The sequence below is a fragment of the Nonomuraea sp. NPDC050733 genome (genome assembly GCF_040654215.1).
GTDB lineage: Bacteria > Actinomycetota > Actinomycetes > Streptosporangiales > Streptosporangiaceae > Nonomuraea.
This window is the reverse complement of record NZ_JBFAHO010000001.1, coordinates 677,662-699,580: the sequence shown is the minus strand read 5'-3', so window position 1 is coordinate 699,580 and position 21,919 is coordinate 677,662. Positions and strand designations below refer to the sequence as shown.

The 21,919-nt window shown below is 71.7% G+C and carries 17 protein-coding genes and 1 pseudogene; 8 read left to right on the top strand and 10 right to left on the bottom strand.

Going from position 1 to position 21,919, the window contains the following annotated elements:
• Positions 1 to 185 precede the first annotated feature (185 nt).
• The 3 genes from AB0H64_RS03250 to AB0H64_RS03240 are packed head-to-tail and all read left to right on the top strand — an operon-like array spanning position 186 to position 2,898.
• Positions 186 to 1,361, top strand: coding sequence for an acyl-CoA dehydrogenase family protein (locus tag AB0H64_RS03250; protein ID WP_357619522.1), 1,176 nt, complete (start codon positions 186 to 188; stop codon positions 1,359 to 1,361).
• A complete protein-coding gene (locus tag AB0H64_RS03245) occupies positions 1,358 to 1,969 on the top strand; it encodes a dTDP-4-dehydrorhamnose 3,5-epimerase family protein (protein ID WP_357619520.1) in 612 nt (203 codons plus the stop codon). The genes AB0H64_RS03250 and AB0H64_RS03245 overlap by 4 nt, the downstream gene beginning before the upstream one ends.
• The gene (locus AB0H64_RS03240; protein ID WP_357619518.1) at positions 1,966 to 2,898 is read left to right on the top strand and encodes an NAD-dependent epimerase/dehydratase; all 933 of its coding nucleotides are present in this window, start codon (positions 1,966 to 1,968) and stop codon (positions 2,896 to 2,898) included. The genes AB0H64_RS03245 and AB0H64_RS03240 overlap by 4 nt, the downstream gene beginning before the upstream one ends.
• Positions 2,899 to 2,957: 59 nt before the next feature.
• On the opposite strand, the gene AB0H64_RS03235 is transcribed toward AB0H64_RS03240, so the two are convergent.
• The 3 genes from AB0H64_RS03235 to AB0H64_RS03225 form a co-directional block, all read right to left on the bottom strand.
• Positions 2,958 to 4,067, bottom strand: coding sequence for a DegT/DnrJ/EryC1/StrS family aminotransferase (locus tag AB0H64_RS03235; protein ID WP_357619516.1), 1,110 nt, complete (start codon positions 4,065 to 4,067; stop codon positions 2,958 to 2,960).
• Positions 4,068 to 4,078: 11 nt separating this feature from the next.
• A complete protein-coding gene (locus AB0H64_RS03230; RefSeq protein WP_310711855.1) occupies positions 4,079 to 4,870 on the bottom strand; it encodes an AfsR/SARP family transcriptional regulator in 792 nt (263 codons plus the stop codon).
• A gap of 517 nt (positions 4,871 to 5,387) precedes the next feature.
• Positions 5,388 to 6,353 carry a helix-turn-helix domain-containing protein gene (locus tag AB0H64_RS03225; protein WP_357619514.1) on the bottom strand — a complete coding sequence of 322 codons (966 nt, stop codon included), beginning with the start codon at positions 6,351 to 6,353 and terminating at the stop codon, positions 5,388 to 5,390.
• A gap of 97 nt (positions 6,354 to 6,450) precedes the next feature.
• Here AB0H64_RS03225 and AB0H64_RS03220 point away from each other — a divergent pair, with 97 nt between their 5' ends.
• Positions 6,451 to 7,278 carry a hypothetical protein gene (locus tag AB0H64_RS03220; protein WP_357619512.1) on the top strand — a complete coding sequence of 276 codons (828 nt, stop codon included), beginning with the start codon at positions 6,451 to 6,453 and terminating at the stop codon, positions 7,276 to 7,278.
• Positions 7,279 to 7,288: 10 nt separating this feature from the next.
• Here the strand turns inward: AB0H64_RS03220 and AB0H64_RS03215 are convergent, their stop codons facing one another.
• Together AB0H64_RS03215 and AB0H64_RS03210 are read right to left on the bottom strand one after the other, a co-directional pair.
• The gene (locus tag AB0H64_RS03215) at positions 7,289 to 8,701 is read right to left on the bottom strand and encodes an MFS transporter (protein WP_357619510.1); all 1,413 of its coding nucleotides are present in this window, start codon (positions 8,699 to 8,701) and stop codon (positions 7,289 to 7,291) included.
• Positions 8,698 to 11,460 carry a cation-transporting P-type ATPase gene (locus AB0H64_RS03210; RefSeq protein WP_357619508.1) on the bottom strand — a complete coding sequence of 921 codons (2,763 nt, stop codon included), beginning with the start codon at positions 11,458 to 11,460 and terminating at the stop codon, positions 8,698 to 8,700. Before AB0H64_RS03210 ends, AB0H64_RS03215 begins: the two co-directional genes overlap by 4 nt.
• A gap of 156 nt (positions 11,461 to 11,616) precedes the next feature.
• Between AB0H64_RS03210 and AB0H64_RS03205 the strand changes: the two genes are divergently transcribed.
• Entirely contained in the window at positions 11,617 to 13,464 is a 1,848-nt protein-coding gene (locus tag AB0H64_RS03205) for a glycoside hydrolase family 15 protein (protein ID WP_357619506.1), read from the top strand.
• Between the two features lie 31 nt (positions 13,465 to 13,495).
• On the opposite strand, the gene AB0H64_RS03200 is transcribed toward AB0H64_RS03205, so the two are convergent.
• Together AB0H64_RS03200 and AB0H64_RS03195 are read right to left on the bottom strand one after the other, a co-directional pair.
• Positions 13,496 to 14,317, bottom strand: coding sequence for a class II glutamine amidotransferase (locus tag AB0H64_RS03200; RefSeq protein WP_357619504.1), 822 nt, complete (start codon positions 14,315 to 14,317; stop codon positions 13,496 to 13,498).
• A gap of 19 nt (positions 14,318 to 14,336) precedes the next feature.
• On the bottom strand, positions 14,337 to 14,639 hold the full coding sequence (locus AB0H64_RS03195) for a hypothetical protein (protein ID WP_357619502.1): 303 nt from the start codon (positions 14,637 to 14,639) through the stop codon (positions 14,337 to 14,339).
• A gap of 189 nt (positions 14,640 to 14,828) precedes the next feature.
• Between AB0H64_RS03195 and AB0H64_RS03190 the strand changes: the two genes are divergently transcribed.
• Both AB0H64_RS03190 and AB0H64_RS03185 read left to right on the top strand, forming a co-directional pair.
• Entirely contained in the window at positions 14,829 to 15,317 is a 489-nt protein-coding gene (locus AB0H64_RS03190) for a DUF1269 domain-containing protein (protein WP_357619500.1), read from the top strand.
• Positions 15,318 to 15,402: 85 nt separating this feature from the next.
• Positions 15,403 to 16,259: pseudogene (locus AB0H64_RS03185) on the top strand (alpha/beta hydrolase).
• Between the two features lie 286 nt (positions 16,260 to 16,545).
• Here the strand turns inward: AB0H64_RS03185 and AB0H64_RS03180 are convergent.
• Positions 16,546 to 18,099, bottom strand: a complete 1,554-nt coding sequence (locus AB0H64_RS03180; protein WP_357619498.1) for a hypothetical protein — start codon at positions 18,097 to 18,099, stop codon at positions 16,546 to 16,548.
• 311 nt (positions 18,100 to 18,410) lie between these two features.
• Here AB0H64_RS03180 and AB0H64_RS03175 point away from each other — a divergent pair, with 311 nt between their 5' ends.
• On the top strand, positions 18,411 to 19,163 hold the full coding sequence (locus AB0H64_RS03175; RefSeq protein WP_357619496.1) for a DUF429 domain-containing protein: 753 nt from the start codon (positions 18,411 to 18,413) through the stop codon (positions 19,161 to 19,163).
• Positions 19,164 to 19,289: 126 nt separating this feature from the next.
• On the opposite strand, the gene pruA is transcribed toward AB0H64_RS03175, so the two are convergent.
• Both pruA and AB0H64_RS03165 read right to left on the bottom strand, forming a co-directional pair.
• Positions 19,290 to 20,963: an L-glutamate gamma-semialdehyde dehydrogenase gene (gene pruA, locus AB0H64_RS03170; protein ID WP_357619494.1), complete on the bottom strand. Its 1,674-nt coding sequence runs from the start codon at positions 20,961 to 20,963 to the stop codon at positions 19,290 to 19,292.
• Positions 20,964 to 21,881, bottom strand: a complete 918-nt coding sequence (locus AB0H64_RS03165; RefSeq protein WP_357619492.1) for a proline dehydrogenase family protein — start codon at positions 21,879 to 21,881, stop codon at positions 20,964 to 20,966.
• Positions 21,882 to 21,919: the final 38 nt, after the last annotated feature.

The window sequence follows — 21,919 nt, the reverse complement described above, 5'->3', positions numbered from 1 at the left end:
CCCGTCCCGCGGACCAGCGGGATCGTCGTCTACGAGCACACCGGCGGACCCTGGAGGGCGGTTGGAGCGCGGGTGGACCAAACGGGCCGAAGCGCTTCTCCAGTGACGTTGAGGTGACGATCAGCACGCTGGCCTCACCAGTCCACCCGACGAGAACGGTCCACCCGACGAGCCACGGAGCGACCATGTCAGCTGATCTGCGAACACCGGTGTCCGCCGAGGGGCGGCGCCTGCTCGAACTCCTGCGCCCCTACCTGCCCGTCCTGGAGGCGGAGGCGGCGGCGAACGACCGCGCGGCCACCCTGCCCGCGCACGTCTTCGCCCGGATGCGCAAGGACGGCATCATGGGCGCCACCGTACCCGCCGAGCACGGCGGCGTCGGGGTCACGCGGATGCACGACGTCGCCGTGGCGCTGCGCGAGCTGGCCCAGGCCGACGCGGGCGTGGCCCTCGCCCTGCACATGCAGCTCAGCCGGGGCCTGACGATGACCTACGAGTGGAGGCACGGCGCCCCGAACGCCCGGCGGCTGGCCGGCGACATGCTGCGCCAGATGGCCGCGGGCGAGGCCGTGGTCTGCGGCGCGGTCAAGGACACCAAGCAGGTGACGACCCTCACCAGGGCGGACGACGGCACGTACCGGCTGACCGGCCGCAAGACACTGGTCAGCATGGCCCAGATCGCCACCCACTTCGTGATCTCCGCCCAGCTCCACGAGAAGGGGCAGCCGGTACGGCTGGCGGCCCCCGTGGTCCCGCGGCACAGCCCCGGCATGACCGTCGAGGACAACTGGGACGGCATGGGGATGCGCTCGTCCGGCAGTGTGGACATCGTCTTCCGCGACTGCCCCGTACCGGAGGAGGACGTGCTGCCGCGCGGGCTGCTCGACGAGCCCAGCGACGCCGCCCTGGCCGGCCAGACGGTGTCCTCGATCACCATGCTCGGCATCTACGTGGGCCTCGCCGAGGCCGCCCGCGACCTGGCGGTGGCCGCCGTGCGCCGGCGCGGCCAGGCCCAGGCGGGCGTGCGGACGCTGCTCGCCGAGGTCGACGCCCGCCTGTACGCGCTGCGCTGCGCCGTCACGGACGCGCTGGGCGAGGCCGACCGGCTGGCCGAGGACCACAGCGGCGACCCCGGCGCGCGCGGGCGTGCCATGATGACCCCGTTCCAGTACGCCAAGCTCCTGGTGAACCAGCACGCCGTGGCCGTCGTGGACGACTGCATGACCGTGGTCGGCGGAGCCGCCTACACGGGCTCGCACCCGCTGTCGCGGCTGTACCGGGACGTCCGGGCAGGAGGTTTCATGCACCCCTACAACCACGCCGACGCGGTCGACTACCTGAGCGGCCAGGCGCTGCGGTGAAGGCCCGCGAGCTGGCCGTCGCCGGCGCCTACGAGTTCGTCCCGGAGATCTTCCCCGACGAGCGGGGGCTGTTCGTCTCGCCGTTCCAGCAGGCCGCCTTCGAGGCGGCGGTCGGCCACCCCCTCTTCCCCGTCCACCAGACCAACCACAGCCGCTCGCGGCGCGGCGTCGTGCGCGGCGTCCACTACACCGTCACCCCGCCGGGCACCGCCAAGTACGTCTACTGCCCGCAGGGGCGCTCGCTGGACATCATCGTGGACGTCAGGACCGGCTCGCCGACCTACGGCCGGTGGGAGGCGGTGCTGCTCGACCCCCGGGACTTCCGCTGCATGTACTTCCCGGTGGGCGTGGGCCACGCGTTCGTCGCCCTGGAGGACGACACAGTGATGTCGTACATGCTCTCCCAGGCGTACACGCCCGAGCACGAGCTGGCGCTGTCGGCCCTGGACCCGGCGCTCGGCCTGCCCATCCCCGAGGAGCTGGGGGAGCCGGTCGTCTCGCCCAGGGACAGGGCGGCGCCGACGCTGGAGGAGGCGAGGAAGGCGGGGCTGCTGCCGGACTACGCGGCCTCACAGGCGGTGGAGCGGGCGCTGTGGTCCGGTCGGTGAACGGGGAGGGGGTGCCCGGCCGGGTGGTGGTCCTCGGCGGCTCGGGCAGCGTCGGCAGGCAGGTGTGCGAGACGTTCGCCGCCCGGGGCTGGGAGGTGCTCGCGGTGGCCCGCCGGTGGGCCCCGCACCTGGAGCCGTACCCGTTCGCGCCCCTGGACGTCACCGCGTCGGAGCCGCGGCGCCTCGCCGAGCTGGTCGCGCGCGCCCGTGCCGTCGTCAACGCGGCCGGCGGGTGGGGCGACACCACCGAGGAGATGACGTACTCGCACATCAGGCTGGTGGACCGGCTGCTGGAGGGGCTCGCGTCGGCCTCCGGCCGCCCGCGGCTGGTGCACGTGGGATCGGTGCACGAGTACGGTCCGGTGCCGTACGGCACGCTGCTCACCGAGGACGTCGACCCCGCGCCCGTCACCCCGTACGCGCGGGCCAAGCTGGCCACCTCCCGGGCGGTCCTGTCGGCGGCGCGGGAGCACGGGATCGACGCGGTGGTCCTGCGGGCGGCCAACATGTCCGGGCCGTACCCTCCGCAGGAGAGCTTCCTCGCCGCCCTGCTGGCGCGCATCCACCGGGCCCTGGAGACCGGCGAGGCGCTGGAGCTGAGCGTCGCCGACGCGCGGCGGGACTTCGTCGACGTGCGCGACGTCGCCGACGCGGTCGAGCGGGCGGCCAGGGCGCCGGTGGGCGGCCAGGTGATCAACATCGGCCGGGGGGAGGCCCTGCCGATCGGGTCCCTGGTCGAGTGGCTGATCGAGGCCGCGGCCTTCCCCCACGACCGGATCAAGCACCTCGACCAGGAGGTGCGCAGCAAGGGCGGGGACTGGACCCGGCTCGACATCCGCCGCGCCCGCGAGCGCCTGGGGTGGCGGCCGCGCATCGCGCCGCGCGAGTCGATCCGGGCCATGTGGCGGGCCTCGGCGGAAGCGGCCTGAGCCGCCCCCGCCGGGCCCGGTCCGGGTCACGGGTCACGGGTCACGGGTCACCCCGTGGCTCACACGTCCAGCACCGAGCGCAGGGCGGAGATCACCTTGTCCTGCGTCTCGGCGGGCAGCGACGGGTACATGGGCAGCGAGAAGATCTCGCCGGCCAGGCGCTCCGTCACCGGCAGCGACCCCTCGCCGTAGCCGAGGTGGGCGAAGCCGGTCATGGTGTGCACCGGCCACCGGTAGCTGACGTTCAGGTGGATGTCGTAGGCGTCGAGCGCCTCGATGATCCGGTCCCGCTCCGGGTGCCGGACGACGTAGACGTAGTGGACGTGGTCGTTGCCCTCGGCGAGCGAGGGGAGCACCAGCTCGGGGATGCCGCCCAGTCCCTCCTCGTAGCGCCGGGCGACCTCGCGCCGCCCGGCGATGTAGGCGTCCAGCCGCCGGAGCTTCCTGCGCAGGATCTCGGCCTGCACCTCATCGAGCCTGCTGTTGTGGCCGGGCGTCCTGACGACGTGGTACTGCTGCTCCATGCCGTAGTAGCGCAGCCGGCGCAGGTTCGCGTCCACCTCCGGGTCCCGCGTCACGGTGGCGCCTCCGTCGCCGTACGCGCCCAGCACCTTGGTCGGGTAGAAGGAGAAGGCCGCCGCGTGGCCCATGGTGCCGGCGAGCGCGCCGTGGTGGCGGGCGCCGTGGGCCTGCGCGCAGTCCTCCAGCACCCGCAGCCCGTGCCGCTCGGCCAGCTCCAGCACGGGGCGCATCTCGACGCACTGGCCGTACAGGTGGACGGGCAGCAGGCAGCGGGTGCGCGGGGTGATCGCCGCTTCGAGCTGCCGGGTGTCCATGAGGTAGTCCTCGGCCCTGACGTCCACGAACACCGGTGTGGCGCCCACCGCGTCGATCGCCACCACCGTGGGCGCCGCCGTGTTGGACACGGTGACCACCTCGTCACCGGGGCCGATCCCGAGCGCCTGCAGACCGAGCACGATGGCGTTGGTGCCGTTGTCGACACCGACGCAATGAGGCAGGCCGTGGTAGGCGGCGAACTCCCGCTCGAACGACGCCACGCTCTTGCCCAGCACGAGCTGGCCGGACTCGAAAACGGTCTCCACGGCGTCCAGGATGTCGGCGCGCTCCTCGTGATACTCCTGCAGATAGTTCCACACATAGGTTGACATGGGAGCTCTCCTTATCCGGCGATCCTGACCAGGTCGAGCTTCGGGTCCGAACGCAAGATGGCCTGCTGGAGGTGCTGGAGGCGGGCCGACGGCTCCACTCCCAGCTCGCTCACCAGCGTGGTGCGCAGCTTGATGAAGTTCTCCAGGGCCTGGCTCTTACGGCCGGACCGGTGCAACGCGATCATGAACTGGGCCCAGAAGTTCTCGTGCATCGGATAGCGGGCGGTCAGCGCGGACAGCTCGGCCAGCAGCCCGACGTGCCGGTTCAGCCTGAGGTCGGTCTCGATGCGCGCCTCCAGCACGCCGAGCCGGCTCTCCTCCAGCCGCGCGACCTCGACGCCGATCCGCAGCCCCGCGTGCACGTCGACGAGGGCCTCGCCGCGCCACATGCCCAGGGCCTCGCGGAAGAACTCGGAGGCCGCCTCCCACCGGCCGGCCTCGAAGGCCTGCTTGCCGGCGCCGGAGAGGTGTTCGTACCGGTGGACGTCCACGTCGCCCGGGTCGATGTCGAGCAGGTATCCGCCGTAGCAGGTCCGCAGGACGGTCTTCGCCGCGTCGGTGCGGTTGGCGCCGAGCGCCGCGGCGATCCCCCGGCGGACCTGGAGGATGTAGGTCTGCAGGGTGGACAGCGCGCTCGTGGGCGGGTGCATGCCCCACAGCTCCTCGACGAAGGACGACACCGTGACCACGGTGCCGGCGTGCAGTGCCAGCAGTGAGAAGACCTGCCGGGGCTTGCGCGGGATGGGGGTGATCGACATCCCGTTCTGGTACGCGACGAGCGGTCCTAACAGCTTGACTTCCATTGGGAGAACGTCCCCCTTAACGTGCTCTCGGAAATTCGGTCACGATCTGGCGGGTCTCTCTCCCCTCGACCCGTCGGGTGGGACTTCACCATTCTCACCATGACGAGGACATATCCTCCACAAAAGTGTGTATCCGGCATATCGGCACATGAAGATCTCACGAAAGACGCGTGGAAGTTTCACGTTCGATGGGCCCTCTTTGGGTGAGGGATAGGGGGCGGTCTCTGCCCTCTTCGCCCCGGGCGCCCCGCGTGGCACCAGGTGAACGGGCGGGCGACTCCTTCACGGGGCCGTGGGAGCGATCCCGGCCGGCCGTGGGGAAGCGCCGGCGATGTCCGCCGCATCCCGGCCCCATCGTCTTCATCACGGGACGCGACCATGATTTATGCGGTCGCGTCCCCTGGAGTATGGCCGGGGCGGCGAAATGGGGAAGCGCGGCGGATTTTTGCGAAGATGACAAATCGGCGGGCCGAATAAAGGAGAGATCTGCCGTGGCCCGTGCGGAGAATCGCCGCTCTCAGGAGGAGCGCGCGGACTGGGTCGAGCGGTAGTGGGAGGGCGGCACGCCGTAGTGGTCCAGGAACGCCTGCCGGAGCGTCTCCGCGTTGCCGAACCCGCAGCGCGCCGCGACGGCCGCCATCGGCAGCCGGGTGGTGGTGAGGAGCTGGGCCGCGGCCTCCGTGCGGGCCCGCCGGACGAACCGGCCCGGCGTGACGCCGAGCTGCCGCAGGAACAGCCGCGACAGGTGCCGCTCGCTCACCCCCGCCCGCCGCGCCAGCGCCGCCGTCGCCAGGTCGCCGCCCGGATCGCTCGTGATGTGCTCCACCACCCGCCGCACGACGCCGTCCCCGGGGGGCGGCGCGGCCGTGAACATGCTCATCTGCGCCTGGTTGCCCGGCCGCTGGAGGTACGTGACGAGCTCGCGGGCCACCGCCCTGGCCACCTCGCCGCCGTGGTCCTCCTCGATGAACGCCAGGGTGAGGTCGAGCGCGCTCGTCACGCCGGCGGCGGTGGCCACCCGTCCGTCCCTGACGAAGATCGGATCCGGGTCGAAGGAGACGGCCGGGTAGCGCACGGCGAACGTCCGCGCCCACTGCCAGTGGGTGGTGGCGCGCCGCCCGTCCAGCACGCCCGTGGCGGCCAGGACGCCCGCGCCCGTGCACACCGACGCGACGCGGCGGCTCTCGCGGGCCAGGCGGCGCACGTGCGCCACGAGGCCCCGGTCGGCCGCCGCCCCCTCGTGACCGATGCCGCCGGCGACGAGCAGGGTGTCGAGGGGGCCGGTGACGCGTTCGAGCGTCCCCTGGGCGTGGATCGTCAGCCCCGTGCCGCACGTGACCGGCCGTCCCCCGGGCGTGACCAGCTCCACCTGGTACGGCGGCGGGGCCGCCATGTTCGCCATGATCAGCGGCGTGGTGACGCACGCGATGTCGAGGAGCTCCGCAGCCTCGTATCCCACGACCACGACCCGCCGGACGTCCATGCCAGGAATGTAGGCCAGACAGCCCGCTTCCCCAAGTTTCCGGACAACCCGTGCCCACGGGCTCCGGGGCGGACCGGAACGGTCCCACAGTGTGGGCATGACGACTCACGTTTCCCCCCGGGGCGGCGCGGGGGCCCACGCTCCCGCGAGCCGGTGGCGGTTCCTGGGCCACTTCGCCGAGATGGTGGTCGCGATGCTGGCCGGGATGGTGCTCCTCGACCCGGTCTGGAACGCGCTGCCCGGCGGCCCCGCGCTTCTCGCCCGCCCCGACATCGGCGTCCTGGTGATGGCCACGGACATGACCATCGGCATGTCCCTGTGGATGCGCTACCGCGGCCACGGCTGGGCCGCGATCGCGGAGATGGGCGCGGCGATGTACGTCCCGTTCGCCGTCCTGCTGGTGCCGTACTGGATGGGGCTGCTGTCCGGGGACGCGCTCATGATGGGCGGCCACGTGCTCATGCTCCCGGCCATGCTGCTGGTCATGCTGCGGCGCCGCGACGAGTACGGCGCCGCGCACCACCACGTGACAAGCTCGCGGGGGGCGCTGGCGCGGCGCTGGCCGACGCTGCTCGGCCTGGTCATGACGGTCGGCTGCTGGCTGGACCCGACGGTCACGCCCGCGCCGGTCCTGCTGGTCCTGCCGGGCACGTACCTGGCGATCGGGCTGCTGCGCCGCACGCTGCGCGGCCCGGGCGTCGTCGCGCTCCAGCTCGCCGGCCTCGCCGGGTACGCCGCCCTCACGGTGGCGGCGCTCGCGGCGGACCCGGACACGGCCCGCTTCCTGATCGGCGCCGGCTGGCTGGTCCACGCCGCCTGGGACGCGGCCCACTTCGTCACCCGCCGCGTCGTCCCGCGCGGCTACGCCGAGTGGTGCGGCGTCGTGGACCTCGTCATCGGGGTCACGATCATCACCCTGGCCTGACCCGACCAGGCTAACCGGGCAGCTGCGCCGGCCCGGAGGGCTGCTTGGACCTGGGCAGGCGCGAGGCGGCGACGAGGCCGATCAGGGCGAAGACACCGAGCGTGGCCATCGCCAGGGCGTAGGCCCGGTTTCCCGAGGCCAGCCCGGAGACGAGGATGGTGCCGGCGACGGCGGTGCCGAACGACGAGCCGAGGTTGGAGACGCTGCGCGACAGCCCGGAGATCTCGCCCTGCATGCTCTCCGGGACGCTGGACTGCACGATGTTGACCGACGGGGCCAGCATCCCGCCCAGGCCCAGGCCGATCAGCAGGAGCCCCGGCCCGAACGCGATGACGCTCGACGAGACCCGCACCAGGGCGAGCAGGACCACGATCCCGGCCACCGCCACGACGAAACCCGTCACGATCAGCGTCTTCTGCGAACGTCTGGCCGCGAAGCGCTCCGCGGCCAGCGACGAGATCAGGACGCCCACGGTCGCCGGGGTGAAGATGACCCCCGTCTCGATCGCGTTGTAGCCGCGGACGGTCTGCAGGAAGACCGCGACGACGAACGACGTCCCCATGAGGAGCACCCACTGGACGTTCTGCGTGACCAGGCCGATGTTGGAGGTCCGGTCCCGGAACAGCGAGGTCGACAGCAGCGGCTCCCTGCCCGCGCGCTCCAGGGAGCGGACGTGCGCGAAGAACCAGAGCAGGAAGACGACCCCGACCACCAGCGACACCGTCATGAGCACCACGTTGGTGTCGGCCTGCAGGATCCCGAACACGACGAAGAACATGCCGGCCGCCGACAGGACCGCCCCCACGGTGTCGAAGGAACGCGCCGGATCCGGCTTCACCGGGTCGACGATCCGGCGGCCGAGCACCATGATCACCGCGATGACGCAGACCTGGAAGAAGAACGCGGCCCGCCAGCTGATCGCCGTGGTGATGAACCCCCCGATCAGCGGACCCGCCGCCGCGCCGACGCCACCCATCCCGCTGATCACGCCGAAGGCCCGCGCACGCGACACGGTGTCGCTGTAGGCCAGCGTCGCGAAGATGTAGACCGGCGGGATCAGCAGCGCCGTGCCCACCCCTTCGAGCACCGAGTTGCCGAGGATCAGCAGACCGAGGCCGGGCGCGACCATGCTGAGCAGCGCCCCGGCGCCGTACAGCGTGAGCCCGGCGAAGAAGCACCGCTTGCGTCCCCAGCGGTCGGTCAGCTTGCTGCCGGGGATCATGAAGATGGCCATGATGAGCAGGAACAGCGTGATGGTGATCTGCACGCCCTTCACGGTCGTGTCCAGGTCCTCGCTGATGTCGTTGATCATCACGTTCATGTTCGAGCCCGCGAAGCTGCAGATGAACTGGGCGAGCGCGAGGGGCGCCAGCATGCTCCGCGACGAGGCGGCGGAGGCGGCGGAGCCGGAGGTCGCGTTCACCGCTGGCTCCCGGGGGTCAGCGACACGGCCCGCGGGACGCGCGCCGTGACCCGGCTCCTGGGCCGGCGGTGCCGGAGGACGAGCTTGACCAGCTCCTCGACCACGACGAGGCTCGCCGCGAGCCCGGCGCACACCGCCCACTGGCCGTCGCTCAGCTCGGTCGTCCCGAAGATCCGCTGCAGCAGCCCGATCCCGGTGACCGCGATGATCAGGATCAGCGCGAGGGCGTACCGGCGCAGCTGGGTCGGGCCCGGGATGGCGGCCCTGGAGAAGATCGTGTTCGTCTGGTCGCGGGCCAGCAGCCCGGCGGCGACGTGGAAGAGCGACAGCGTGGTCAGCAGCATGGTGCCCGCCACGGCGGCGCCGCCCTGGCGGGCGCCGATCTGGTACGCGGCCAGCGACCCGGCCGTCATGACGAACCCCTGGAAGCACAGCCTGACCCAGTTCGCCCGGGACAGGACGGGCGCGCCGACCGGCCGGGGCGGGCGGCTCATCAGCCCGCGCGTCGGCTCGTCGAAGCCCAGGGCGACGGCGACCGGGATGTCCACGAGCATGTTCACCCACAGGATCTGCAGCGGGGTGAGCGGGATGCCCCCGGCGACGCCCAGGGCGGCGGCCCCGATGAAGATCGCGACGTAGGCGACCAGGGTCGACATCTGGAAGCGGAGATACTTCAGCAGGTTGTCGTAGAGCGAACGCCCGTACTCCACGGCGCCGACGATCGTCGCGAAGTTGTCGTCCGTGAGGATCATCACGGCGGCTTCCTTCGACACCTCGGTGCCGGTGATGCCCATCGCCACGCCGATGTCCGCCGCCTTCAGGGCGGGGGCGTCGTTCACCCCGTCACCCGTCATGGCCACCACGTTGCCGCTCTGCTTGAGCAGCCGGACCAGGCGCAGCTTGTCCTCCGGCGAGACCCGCGCGATGACGCCGATGTCGTCCAGCTGCCCGCGCAGCTCCTCGTCGCCCAGCGACGCGAACTCCGCCCCGGTGATCGCCCGGCCGGGGATGCGGAGCTCGGCGGCGATCGCGCCCGCGGTCGTCACATGGTCGCCGGTGATCATCCGTACCCGGATGCCGGCCTGCGCGCACTCGGCGATCGCGGCCCTCGCCTCCGGCCGCGGCGGATCGACGATACCCACCATCGCCAGCAGCGTCAGGTCCCGTACCAGGTCGATGAGGTCCGCGCCGGGGTCGAACGAGCCCGGGGCGAAGTCGCGCTGGGCCACCACCATGACGCGCTCGCCCGCCCGTGCCATCCGGTCGTTGGCCTCCAGCGCCAGCGGGCGGTTCTCGTCCGTCACCGTGACGAGGGTGCCGTCGGGGGAGCGGTAGGACGTGCCGCGGGCGATCAGCACGTCGGGAGCCCCCTTGACGTAGCAACGGACGACCGGCTCCCCGTTCGCGCCGGCCATCTCGTGGAACGTCGCCATGAACTTGTAGTCGGCGTCGAACGGCACCTCCCCGACGCGCGGATAGGTGCCGCGCGTGCTCTCGACGTCGAGGCCGCCCTTGGCGGCCAGCACGATCAGCGCGCCCTCCGTCGGGTCGCCGATCAGGCTGTCTCCGTCCAGCACGGCGTCGGCGCACAGGATCATCGGCAGCAGGTACGGATCGAGGTCGATGTGCGCGCCGCCGACATGCTTGATCTCGCCGGCCGTGCCGTAGCCCTCGCCCGACACGGTGAACCGGTTGAGGCCGGGGATCACCAGCTCGCGGGCCGTCATCTTGTTGAGCGTCAGCGTGCCCGTCTTGTCCGAGCAGACCACCGAGGTGGAGCCGAGCGTCTCCACCGCCGGCAGGCGCTTCATGATCGCGTTCCGGCGGGCGATCTCCTGGGTGCCGATCGACAGCAGCGCGGTCACGACCGCGGGGAGACCCGTCGGGATGGCTGCGACCGCGAGCGCCACGCCCGTGACGAACAGGACGTCGAACGGCTTGCCCTGGAGCAGTCCGAGCACGACCACCAGGGCGAGGGCGATGCCCGCGATCGTCGCGATGATCTTCGACAGGGAGTCCAGCTGCTTCTGCAGCGGCGTCTTCTCGGCCTCCGTGTCGGCGAGCAGACCCGCGATGTGGCCGATCTCGGTGCCCATCCCGGTCGTGGTGACGACCATCTCGCCCCGCCCCCGGGTGACGGAGGTGTTCATGTAGCCGACGCAGGTGCGATCCCCGAGCGGCATGTCCCTGCCCGGCACCGGATCGGTGCTCTTGGCGACCGGCAGGCTCTCGCCCGTGAGGGCGGCCTCCTCGATCTCCAGCGAGGCGGCGACGCAGATCCGGCCGTCCGCCGGAACCCGGTCGCCGGCCTCGACCAGCACCACGTCACCCGGTACGAGCTCCTCGGCGTCGATCTCGACGGCCTGGCCGTCCCTGCGGACCCGGGCGACCGTCCTCATCATCCGGGAGAGCGCCTTGACGCTCTCCTCCGCCTTCGCCTCCTGGCGCAGCCCGATCACCGCGTTGAAGACGGTGAGGCCCGCCAGCACGGCGAACGTCCCGGCGTCGCGCGTGACGACCAGGCTGATCACCGCGGCAGCCAGCAGCACGATCTGCATGAAGTCCCGGTACTGGCGGAGCCACGCCTGGATGGCGGACTCCTTCTTCCTGCTCTCCAGCTTGTTGGGGCCGTGGCTGCGCAGCCGCTCGCGGGCGGCCTCGGGGCTGAGCCCGCGGTCGAAGCGGACGTCGAACTCCCGGATCACCGTCGCCGTGTCGACCTCGTGCCACGCGGGGTGGCCGTCCTGCTCTCGTTCCACGGTCCTCCCCCGCGAAAGAAGCCCGGCCTCCCCTGCGACAGAAGCCGGTCGGCGAGCGCCGTCGGTACTCGCAGAAGCGGCGATATGTGGTGTTCTGTCCGTTTCTAGTGGGGGTATGCCTCTCAAGAGAGACAGTGCGTGCGGACGGAGGCATCCATGAACGACTATCCGCCGATCGCGGACCACGGCATGGTCGGGGACCTGCAGACCGCCGCGCTCATCTCCGGAACCGGAAGCGTCGACTGGTGGTGCACCCCCCGCTTCGACTCGCCGAGCCTGTTCGCCTCCATCCTCGACAGCGAGCGCGGCGGCCATTGCCGGTTCGCGGCCGACCTGGACCGCATCGCCGGAGAGACCGTCCGGCAGCTCTACCTGCCGGACACCGCCATCCTCGTCACGCGCTACATGGCTCCCAGCGGTGTCGGCGAGGTCGCCGACTTCATGGAGCCGAACACCTCCGCCACGCCCACCGACCGGCACCGCCTGCTGCGGGTCGCCCGGGTGGTCCGCGGCAGCCTGCCCTTCACACTCGTCTGCCGCCCCCGCTTCGACTACGGACGGGCGCCGCACACCCTGTCCCTCCTCGACGACGGCTCGGCCCTCTTCCGCGGCCCCGGCACGGACCTGCACCTGCAGGCCACCGAGCCCATCGCCCTGCGCCGGGACGGCGACGACATCGTCGCCGACTTCACCCTCCAGGCCGGCCAGACCGCCGCCGTCGCCCTCACCAGCGCCGACAGCGGCAACCACACCATGGGCCCGCTGACCGCCGGCGAGGTGCGCGACAGCATCGAGGACTGCCACGACTTCTGGCTCCGATGGCTGCGCGCCTCCCGCTACCACGGTCGCTGGCAGGAGATGGTCAACCGGTCGGCGATCACCCTCAAGCTGCTCACGTACGCGCCGACCGGCGCGCCGATCGCCGCCGCCACCATGGGCCTGCCGGAGCAGATCGGCGGCGAGCGCAACTGGGACTACCGCTACACCTGGATCCGCGACGCCTCCCTGTCCGTCCGGGCGCTGATCGACCTGGGCTTCACCGACGAGGCCCAGGCGTTCCGGGGATGGCTGCGCGAGCGCCTCGACGCCGGCGGCACCGCCTCGGGCGAGCCGCTGCAGATCATGTACCGGATCGACGGGGACCCCTACCTGACCGAGGAGGCCCTCGACCACCTGGAGGGATACCAGAAGTCGGCCCCGGTCCGGGCCGGCAACGCGGCCGCCGACCAGATCCAGCTCGACATCTACGGCGAGGCCGCCGACGCCCTCGCCCAGGCGCAGGACATCGGGGGCATCCACGGCTGGCGGGCCCTCGTCGGCGTCCTGGACTGGCTGGCCGACACCTGGGACCGGCCGGACGAGGGCATCTGGGAGACCCGGGGCGGACGTCAGGACTTCACCTACAGCCGCCTGATGACCTGGGTCGCCTTCGACCGCGGCATCCGCATGGCCGCCACCTACTCCCGTCCCGCCGACGTCGTGCGCTGGACGACCACCCGTGACGCCGTCTTCAACCAGATCATCGACCGGGGCTGGAACGCGCGACGTCAGGCGTTCGTCCAGCACTACACCACCGACGTCCTGGACGCCTCGCTGCTGCTCATGCCCCGGGTCGGCTTCGTCTCGCCGCGCGACCCGGCCTGGCTGAGCACCCTCGACGCCATGGACCAGGAGCTGGTCAGCGACAGCCTCGTCTACCGCTACGACCCCGCCGCCTCTCCGGACGGGCTGCGCGGCTCCGAGGGCACCTTCAACCTGTGCAGCTTCCTGTACGTCGAGGCCCTCGCCCGCGCCGGGCGGGTGCGGCAGGCGCGCTACGCCTTCGACAAGATGCTCACCTACGCCAACCACGTCGGCCTGTTCGCCGAGGAGATCGGCCCGTCCGGCGAGCAGCTCGGCAACTTCCCGCAGGCCTTCACCCATCTGGCGCTGATCGCCGCGGCCATCGCCCTCGACGAGCAGCTCGACCCTGCCAACGGCCGGCGACCGGGTTCTCCGGGCTGACGACCGGGTTCCTACAGGCTGACCACCGGTTCTACAGGCTGACCACCGGGTCGAAGGGGCTGATCGCGTACCCCCCGTCGTGGATCAGCGCCCAGGAGCTCTCGGGCAGCTCGTTCCACGCGCCCGTGAGGTCGGCCAGCGGCTCCGAGACGACGAAGCGCGCCCGGACCCCCAGTCGCCGCAGGCTCTCCAGCTCCGGGTGGAGCTCCCGGAGCTGGGAGATGTCGGTGGAGTAGAACAGCGTCCGGGTGTGTCCCTCGCTGGAGTAACGGAAGATCCAGACGGACTCGCCGTCGCTCGTGGCCACGGTCATCTGGACCGGATGGAGGATGCCGTGGCGAAGGGCGAGCTCCTCCACCAGGCCGACGGCGCGGGCGACCGCGCCCGGCGGGTCGTCGGCCAGGCCGAACGTGAGGGCCAGGAAGAACAGCAGCTCGGAGTCGGTCGAGCCCTCGATCGCGGGGTACAGCGCCGGGTCCACCGCCAGCGACAGATCGCGCTTGAGCTCCGTGAACCCCGCCACGTGCCCATTGTGCATCCACAGCCAGCGTCCGTACGCGAACGGATGGCAGTTGCTGCGCTGCACGGCGCTGCCGGTCGAGGCGCGGACGTGCGCGAACAGCAGGGGAGTGCGGATCTGCCCGGCGATCTCCCGCAGGTTCTCGTCGTTCCACGCGGGCAGGATGCTCTTGAACACGGCGGGCGCCGGCCCTTCGCCGTACCACCCGATGCCGTAACCGTCACCGTTGGTGGTCGTGTGCCCGAGCCGGGAGCGCAGGCTCTGCTCGATGAGCGAGTGAACCGGCTGGAACAGCAGGGCCCTGGCGAGAACGGGATCTCCGCAGTACGTCATCCATCTGCACATCGGCTGCTCAGTCCCCCCGGTAAGGGGGGTAGGCGGAAACCTGGCGGTTCCGGAACCCCATGCCGACCCAGTGGAGCACGTCGAGCACCGCCGCCAGGGCGATCCAGGCCCATTCCCCGCCCCTGATCCCGGCACCCGGGATGTACAGGAGTATGTACATCAATGTCGCGAACGGCAGGAAGATCAGGCCGATCAGGGGCCAGATCCAGGTGGTGAAGGCCGCCCCCACCAGTGCCGGCCGCGCCACCCAGATGATGAACACGGCCAGTCGCGGGAAAACCCCCGCGAACACGGCGAACAAGCAGCCCATGACGCCTCCGTCAAATTCCGCACGACATGCGAAAACTCTATCGGACCAGGAGTTCATGGCCTTCGTCGGAGACTTCCAAGAATGTACCCGGAAGGCGCATAGCACCAATTAGGTCGTTTTACCTCCTTATGGCTATATGGCGGGATGGCGCCGGGAAAGCTCCCTTGGCAGCCGTTCAAAGGATGAATCATGAGCAATCTCATCGTCATTTCCTATCCCGACGTCGCTACCGCAACAGCGGTGCGCGATCGTCTGCTCGACCTCCAGCGTCAGAACCTGATCACGATGGAGGACGTGGCCGTCGTCGAGCGCCGGCGGGACGGCAAGATCAAGATGCACCAGGCCAGCAACATGGCCGGCATGGGGGCGGCCAGCGGCGCGCTCTGGGGCGGCCTGATCGGGCTGCTGTTCTTCATGCCGCTGTTCGGCATGGCCCTGGGCGCCGCCACCGGTGCCGCCGGCGGCGCGATGGCCGACATCGGCGTCAACGACGACTTCATGCGCCAGGTCTCCGACCGGCTGGAGCCCGGCATGGCCGCGCTGTTCGTCCTGGTCGTACGGAGCACCCCGGACAAGGTCATCCCGGAGATCAAGCCCTTCGGCGGGAACGTCCTGCAGACGTCGCTCAGCCACGAGGAGGAGGCCCAGCTCCGCGAGATGGTCCAGGGCGCCGTCTAGCTCGTCCGGCCCGGCCGGGCGCACGAGATCCCCGGAACCCGCCGGACGGGTGCCGGGGATTTCCGAACCGAGGAGGAGTGATCCCATGGAGCGCCACGACGCCACCGGCACGACGACTCGCCGCCGCGGCATCCCGTGGCTCGTCGCGGCGGCCGTCGCCCCTCTCCTCCTCCCGTGGTGCTCCGCGCTCGTCCCGGCGGCCTCGGCCGACGCCGCTGCGGAGGGCCGTCAGCCCGCGCGGCCGACCATCGTGTACGTCCACGGGGCGTTCGCCGACTCCTCCAGCTGGAACGAGGTCGTCTCCCGGTTGGCCGCCGACGGCTACCCGGCGATCGCCGTCGCCAACCCGCTGCGCGGCGTCAAGAGCGACGCCGCCTACGTGTCCTCCGTCCTCGGCACGGTCAAGGGCCCCGTCGTGCTCGTCGGGCACTCGTACGGCGGATGGTGATCACCCAGGCCGCGGCCGGCAACAAGAACGTCAAGAGTCTCGTCTACGTGGCCGGCTTCGCCCCGGCGGCCGGGGAGAGCGCCGTGAAGCTGTCGGGCCGGTTCCCCGGCAGCACGCTCGGCCCCGCCCTGACGCCTCCGATGCGCATCCCCGGCGGCGGCGCCGACCTCTACATCCGGCAGAGCAGGTTCTGGCAGCAGTTCGCCGCCGACCTCCCGGAGGGCCAGGCCAGGCTGATGGCCGTCGCCCAGCGCCCCGTCACCCAGGCCGCGCTCGGTGAGCCGGCCACCGGAACGCCCGCGTGGAAGACGATCCCCTCCTGGTTCGTCTACGGGGAACGGGACAAGAACATCCCGGCGGCCGCCCACGCGTTCATGGCCAAGCGGGCGGGCGCCAAGGAGACCGTCGAGGTCGAGGGAGCCTCGCACGTCGTGATGCTCTCGCGCCCCGCCGCGGTCGCGAAGACGATCGAGGACGCCGCGGGAGCGAAGTAGCGGGAACCATGGCCAAGCTGGTGCCGGTCGACGTGGACCTTCCCGAGGACGTCCCCCGGCAGCGCCGGCGCCGCGCTCACGCCGGGTGTCGCGGCCGTCTCGGAGCGGCCGGTCCACGCGCCCACCGGCCCGCCGGGTGACGGGCCGGTGGTCTCCTTCGCGCCGGAAGCGTCGCCTACTCGCCCGAGCCGCTCGACGAGCCCGCCGAGGGCGACGCGCTCATCTGCTGCTCCCGGCCGCGCGAGGACGTCGTCCTGGACCTGTGGACCGGGCCGGCGTCAGCGGCTCAGCCCTGCTGCTTCTGCTCCTTCTCCTTCTCCGGGGTGCAGTACGGGCAGACGGGCGCGGGGTCGATGCAGACCTTGACGGAGTCGCTGTTGTCGGCCGGGTCGAGCTCCTTCTCCTTGCTGCCGGCCGTGGCGGTGTTGACCGTCTCGGCGATCGTGGTGGCCTTGGCCCGGACGACCAGGGTGGCCGAGGCGCCGGCGGCGAGCGTGCCCACCGTCCAGGCTCCGCCGGCGTACGTGCCGGTGGACGGCGTCGCCGACAGCAGGGCGAGCCCGGCCGGCAGGGCGTCCTTGACCACGACGCCGGTCGCGTCGTTCGGCCCGGCGTTGTGGACGGTCACGTGGTAGGCGACCATCCCGCCGACGGAGACCCGGACCTGCTCGGCCGACTTGACCACGCTCAGGTCGACGGCCGGGTTGACCTCGGTGACGGTGTCGCCGCTGGTGGAGGTCAGCGGCTCGGGCTGGGGGCCGAGCCGGTTGTCGTAGGTGACCGTGCCCTGGTTGGTGACCCGCTTGCCCGCGGCGGCCACGCCGACCTTGACCCGGAACTCCACGGTGGTGCCGCCGGGCAGGATGTCGCTGTTGGGCAGGGTGCCCCCGGCCGTGGCCGTCGCGCCGTTGCCCAGCGTGAAGGCGATCTTCCCGGTGCCCGCGTCGAACGCGCCCTGGTCGTCGCCGGGCCCGTCGGTCTTGGCGCCGGCGTTCGGGCCGCTCACGACCTGGAGCGAGCCGGGCACCAGGGAGGTCCCCGGCGGGACGGCGTCGCTCAGCCGGACGTTCTCGGCCACGCCGCCGCCCTTGTTGACAGCGGTCAGCCGGTACGTGATCACGTCGCCCACGTCGACCGGCCCCTGCGGGCTCGCGGTCTTGGTCACGACGACGCACGGCGCGGTGCCGAAGAAGACGTCGTCGAGGAAGTTGCCCACGCTGCGGCTCCCTCCGGCGGAGGAGAGGGAGCGGAAGGCGAACCTGGCGGTCGTCTGGCCGGCGGGCACGGTGTAGGTGCCGGAGTAGGTGCCCCACTTCGTGGTGCCGTCCGACATGGTCGCCTGCTGCGCCGGTCCGGCCGGATCGCCGATGTCCAGGGCCATCGTGTCGGTGCCGGAGCGTCCGCGGTGGGACAGCCGCCAGTACAGCTTCTGCCCCGGCGTGGTCGCATGGTCCTGGTACAGGGTGGCGACCTGGGTCGCGTTCAGCTCGGCGAACTGGCCCCCTTCGAGGGGCGGGACGCCCATCCGGGTGCTCCAGAGCTCGATCAGGTGGTCGGAGGCGGTCGTCCGCCATCCCGGCACCGAGTTCGGGCGGTTCTGCGAGGCGTCGGGGAACTGGAGCCACGGCGCGCCGGTGATGACGGGCTGCTCGAAGCCGCCGTTGACCAGCGCCACCCGCTCGGGGCAGGAGGCCGGACTCGGCGCGGCCACCCGGGCCGGGCCGGCGTGGGTGCTGGCCGCCGGCGCGGTGTCGGCCAGCACCGCAGGGGACAGCGTCAGTGGCAGGGCCAGCGCCGCCAGCGCGGCGACCGGGTAACACATCCCGCGGATGTGCCTCATGGTGATGTTTCCTCTCGTCGGGCGGAAACCGCCTCCGTCCGCCAGCGCCGGGCGACCGGCACTGGCACCGCATGGCAGACTCGCCCGGCGGGACGACCGGCCGGGACGTGACACTTGCCGACCGGCGAACATTTGACGTGATCTTGTCGCTGGCGGGGACGACCGTGTTCGCACCGCCGCTCCGTACGGTGTGACGAGACAGGACGTGCGGCAGGAGATCGAGCGCCGGTGGCCTTGCCCGCCGATCGGCCGGCCTCCACGGGGCTGTGCTCGCGTCCGCTGAGCCGCCGTGCGGGGCCTAGGGTGAGGGCATGCTGACCGTGGGCGTGGACCTGGCCGCCGAGGCCGTGCGGACCGCGGTGGCGTGGCTCGACTGGCGGGACGGCCGGGCAAGGCTCGTCAGGGCGGAGGCCGGGGCGGACGACGCTCTCGTCGTCGAGGCGGTGACGGCCGCCGGCAAGGCCGGGATCGACTGCCCGCTCGGCTGGCCCGACCGGTTCGTCGACTTCGTCACCGCCCACCGCGCCGGCCACGTCCGGGTGCCGGAGGGGCTCGCGGGGCGCGCCTGGCGGCGGGACCTGGCGTTGCGGGTCACCGACCAGGTGGTGCACGAGCGGACCGGCCTGACGCCGCTGAGCGTGTCGGCCGACCGCATCGGGCACGCCACCATGCGCTGCGCCGCCCTGCTGGCCGAGCTGGCGCGGCGCGGCCGTCCCGTGGACCGAGGCGGCGACGGGCCGGTCGTGGAGGTGTACCCGGCGGCCTGCCTGAAGCAGTGGGGGCTGCCGTACCGCGGGTACAAGCGCGCCGCCAACCTCGTCGAGCTGGACCGCCTCGTGGACCGGCTGCTGGAGGCCGCGCCGTGGCTGGACCTGGGCCCGTACGAGCGGCTCTGCCGGACCTCGGACGACGCCGCGGACGCCGTCGTGTCCGCGCTCGCCGCCCGCGCCTCGGCCCTCGGCCTGGTCACCGTCCCCGAGGAGCGGCATGCCGCCGTGGCCGCCACGGAAGGCTGGATCGCGCTGCCCACCACCCCCCTGGACCGCCTGGCCACGGCCGGTTGAGCGAGCCCGGACGGGCGCGGATCAGGCGACCACCGGCGATGCGACCGGTGACGCCCCGCGCCTCCTGTCACAAAGCCCCGGGACTCGGCGGACGAGTCCCGGGGCTTTCGACGTGCTGAGAGCGGGTCAGTAACCGAGCTTCTTCAGGTCCGGCTGCTCGGCGCCCGACTGCGGGACGTCGCCACGGTACGGGCCGGTGATGACCGGCGGCACGAACGTCTCCTTGACCGTGCGGGCGTTCACCCAGCGGATCAGGTTGAAGATCGAGCCGGCCTTGTCGTTGGTGCCCGAGGAGCGGGCGCCGCCGAACGGCTGCTGGCCCACGACCGCGCCCGTCGGCTTGTCGTTGACGTAGAAGTTGCCCGCCGAGAAGCGCAGCCGCTCCGAGGCCGAGGCGATCGCGTAGCGGTCCTGGGCGATGAGCGAGCCGGTCAGCGCGTACGGCGAGACGGACTCCATCTGGTCGAGCACCCGGTCGAAGTCCCCGTCGTCGTAGACGTGGACACCGAGGATCGGGCCGAAGTACTCCTTGACGAAGATCTCGTCCGTCGGGTCGGCGCACTCCATGACGGTCGGCTTGACGAAGTAGCCGGCGGAGTCGTCGTAGGAGCCGGTCAGCACGTCCACGTTCGACGCCTGGCGGGCGCGGTCGATGGCGGCCTTGTGCTTGGCGAAGGCCCGCTCGTCGATCACGGCGCCCATGAACGTCGACAGGTCGCCCGTGACGTCACCCACGGTCAGGGACTCGGCCACGGCGACGAACTCGTCGCGCATGCGCGTCCAGAGCGAGCGCGGCACGTACGCCCGCGACGCGGCCGAGCACTTCTGGCCCTGGTACTCGAAGGCGCCCCTGATCAGCGCGGTCTGGAGCGCGCCGAGGTCGGCCGACGGGTGGGCGAGCACGAAGTCCTTGCCGCCGGTCTCGCCGACGAGGCGCGGGTAGCTCCGGTAGGAGCCGATGTTCGTGCCGACCGTCTTCCACAGGTGCTGGAACGTGGCGGTCGAGCCGGTGAAGTGGATGCCCGCGAGGGCGGGGTGGGCCAGCGCCACCTCGGAGACGGCCTGGCCGTTGCCCGTGACCATGTTGATCACGCCGGGCGGAAGGCCGGCCTCCTCCAGCAGCCGCATCGTGAAGTGCGCCGCGAACTGCTGCGTGGGCGAAGGCTTCCAGACGACGACGTTGCCCATGAGGGCGGCGGAGGTCGGCAGGTTCCCGGCGATGGCGGTGAAGTTGAACGGCGTGATCGCCAGCACGAAGCCTTCGAGCGGCCGGTACTCCATCCGGTTCCACACACCCGGCGACGACGCCGGCTGGTCGGTGTACAGCTGCCGCGCGTACGCCACGTTGAACCGCAGGAAGTCGATCAGCTCGCACGCGGAGTCGATCTCCGCCTGCTGCGCCGACTTGGACTGCCCGAGCATGGTGGCGGCGTTCAGCGTCGCCCGCCACGGCCCGGCCAGCAGGTCCGCGGCCTTGAGGAAGATCGCTGCCCGCTCGTCGAACGACAGCGCCCGCCACGCGGGGGCGGCCGCGAGCGCGGTGGAGACGGCCTCCTCGACGTCCTGGACGGTGGCGTCGTGGGTGCGGCCGAGCACGGCGGCCTTGTTGTGCGGCTGCACCACGTCGATCGGGGCGCCGCCGCCCATCCGCTGCCGGCCGTCGATCGTCATCGTGAGGTCGATCGACGCCCCGGACAGCTCCTTGATCCGGTTCTCCAGCGTGGAGCGCTCGGCGCTGCCCGGCGCGTAGGAGTACACCCGCTCGTTGGCCGGCGTGGGCACGTTGGTGATGGCGTCCATTTACTTACCCCCAAGGGCACGAAGGAAGAAGGCGACGTTGGCCGGGCGCTCGGCCAGGCGGCGCATGAAGTAGCCGTACCAGTCGTCGCCGTACGGGACGTAGACGCGGACCGTGTGGCCGGCCCCCGCCAGGGCCTCCTGCCGGTCGGTCCGGATGCCGTAGAGCATCTGGTACTCGTAGTCTCCGACGGAGCGGGCGAACCGGTCGGCGAGCAGCTCGGTGACGGCGATCAGCCGGTCGTCGTGCGTCGCCACCATGGGATACCCCTTCCCCGCCATGAGGATCCGCAGGCATCGCACGTACGCCCGGTCGACGTCGCCCTTGCTCTGGTGGGCGACCGAGGCGGGCTCCCGGTAGGCGCCCTTGACCAGCCGCACCCGGCTGCCCTCGACGGCCAGGTCGCGGCAGTCCTGGACGCTGCGGAACAGGTACGCCTGGATCGCCACGCCCGTCGACGGGTGGTCCTCGCGCAGCGCGCGCAGGATGCCGAGCGTCGAGTCGACGGTGGTGTGGTCCTCCATGTCGAGGGTGACGGTCGAGCCGTTCGCGCCGGCGGCGGCGCAGATCTCGCGGGCGTGGTCCAGCGCCATCGCGTCGTCGAGCCGCTGGCCGACGGCCGAGAGCTTGACGGACACCTCGGCGCGCGGGCCCAGGCCGAGAGGGCTCAGGGACTCCAGCAGCGTGACGTACGCCTTGGCGGTCGCGGCGGCGGCGCCCGCGTCGCGGGTCTCCTCGCCGAGATGGTCCACGGTCACGGTCAGTTTCGCGTCGGTGAGCCGTTGGATGGCCGTACGGGCCTCCTCGACGCTCTCGCCGGCGACGAACCGGTCGACGACCTTCCGCGTGAGCGGGAAACCGGACACGGAGCGGCGCACCAGTGCGCTCCGAGACGTGGCGAGCAATACTTGACCGAGCATGTATTCAGCCTAAAACCGCAGCTCAAACGGGGCCATCC

Coding starts and splice junctions, on each gene's coding strand:
- AB0H64_RS03250 (WP_357619522.1), top strand. CDS start 186: ATGTCAGCTGATCTGCGAACACCGGTGTCCGCCGAGGGGCGGCGCCTG.
- AB0H64_RS03235 (WP_357619516.1), bottom strand. CDS start 4,067: ATGTCAACCTATGTGTGGAACTATCTGCAGGAGTATCACGAGGAGCGC.
- AB0H64_RS03230 (WP_310711855.1), bottom strand. CDS start 4,870: ATGGAAGTCAAGCTGTTAGGACCGCTCGTCGCGTACCAGAACGGGATG.
- AB0H64_RS03225 (WP_357619514.1), bottom strand. CDS start 6,353: ATGGACGTCCGGCGGGTCGTGGTCGTGGGATACGAGGCTGCGGAGCTC.
- AB0H64_RS03220 (WP_357619512.1), top strand. CDS start 6,451: ATGACGACTCACGTTTCCCCCCGGGGCGGCGCGGGGGCCCACGCTCCC.
- AB0H64_RS03205 (WP_357619506.1), top strand. CDS start 11,617: ATGAACGACTATCCGCCGATCGCGGACCACGGCATGGTCGGGGACCTG.
- AB0H64_RS03200 (WP_357619504.1), bottom strand. CDS start 14,317: ATGACGTACTGCGGAGATCCCGTTCTCGCCAGGGCCCTGCTGTTCCAG.
- AB0H64_RS03195 (WP_357619502.1), bottom strand. CDS start 14,639: ATGGGCTGCTTGTTCGCCGTGTTCGCGGGGGTTTTCCCGCGACTGGCC.
- AB0H64_RS03190 (WP_357619500.1), top strand. CDS start 14,829: ATGAGCAATCTCATCGTCATTTCCTATCCCGACGTCGCTACCGCAACA.
- AB0H64_RS03180 (WP_357619498.1), bottom strand. CDS start 18,099: ATGAGGCACATCCGCGGGATGTGTTACCCGGTCGCCGCGCTGGCGGCG.
- AB0H64_RS03175 (WP_357619496.1), top strand. CDS start 18,411: ATGCTGACCGTGGGCGTGGACCTGGCCGCCGAGGCCGTGCGGACCGCG.
- pruA (WP_357619494.1), bottom strand. CDS start 20,963: ATGGACGCCATCACCAACGTGCCCACGCCGGCCAACGAGCGGGTGTAC.
- AB0H64_RS03165 (WP_357619492.1), bottom strand. CDS start 21,881: ATGCTCGGTCAAGTATTGCTCGCCACGTCTCGGAGCGCACTGGTGCGC.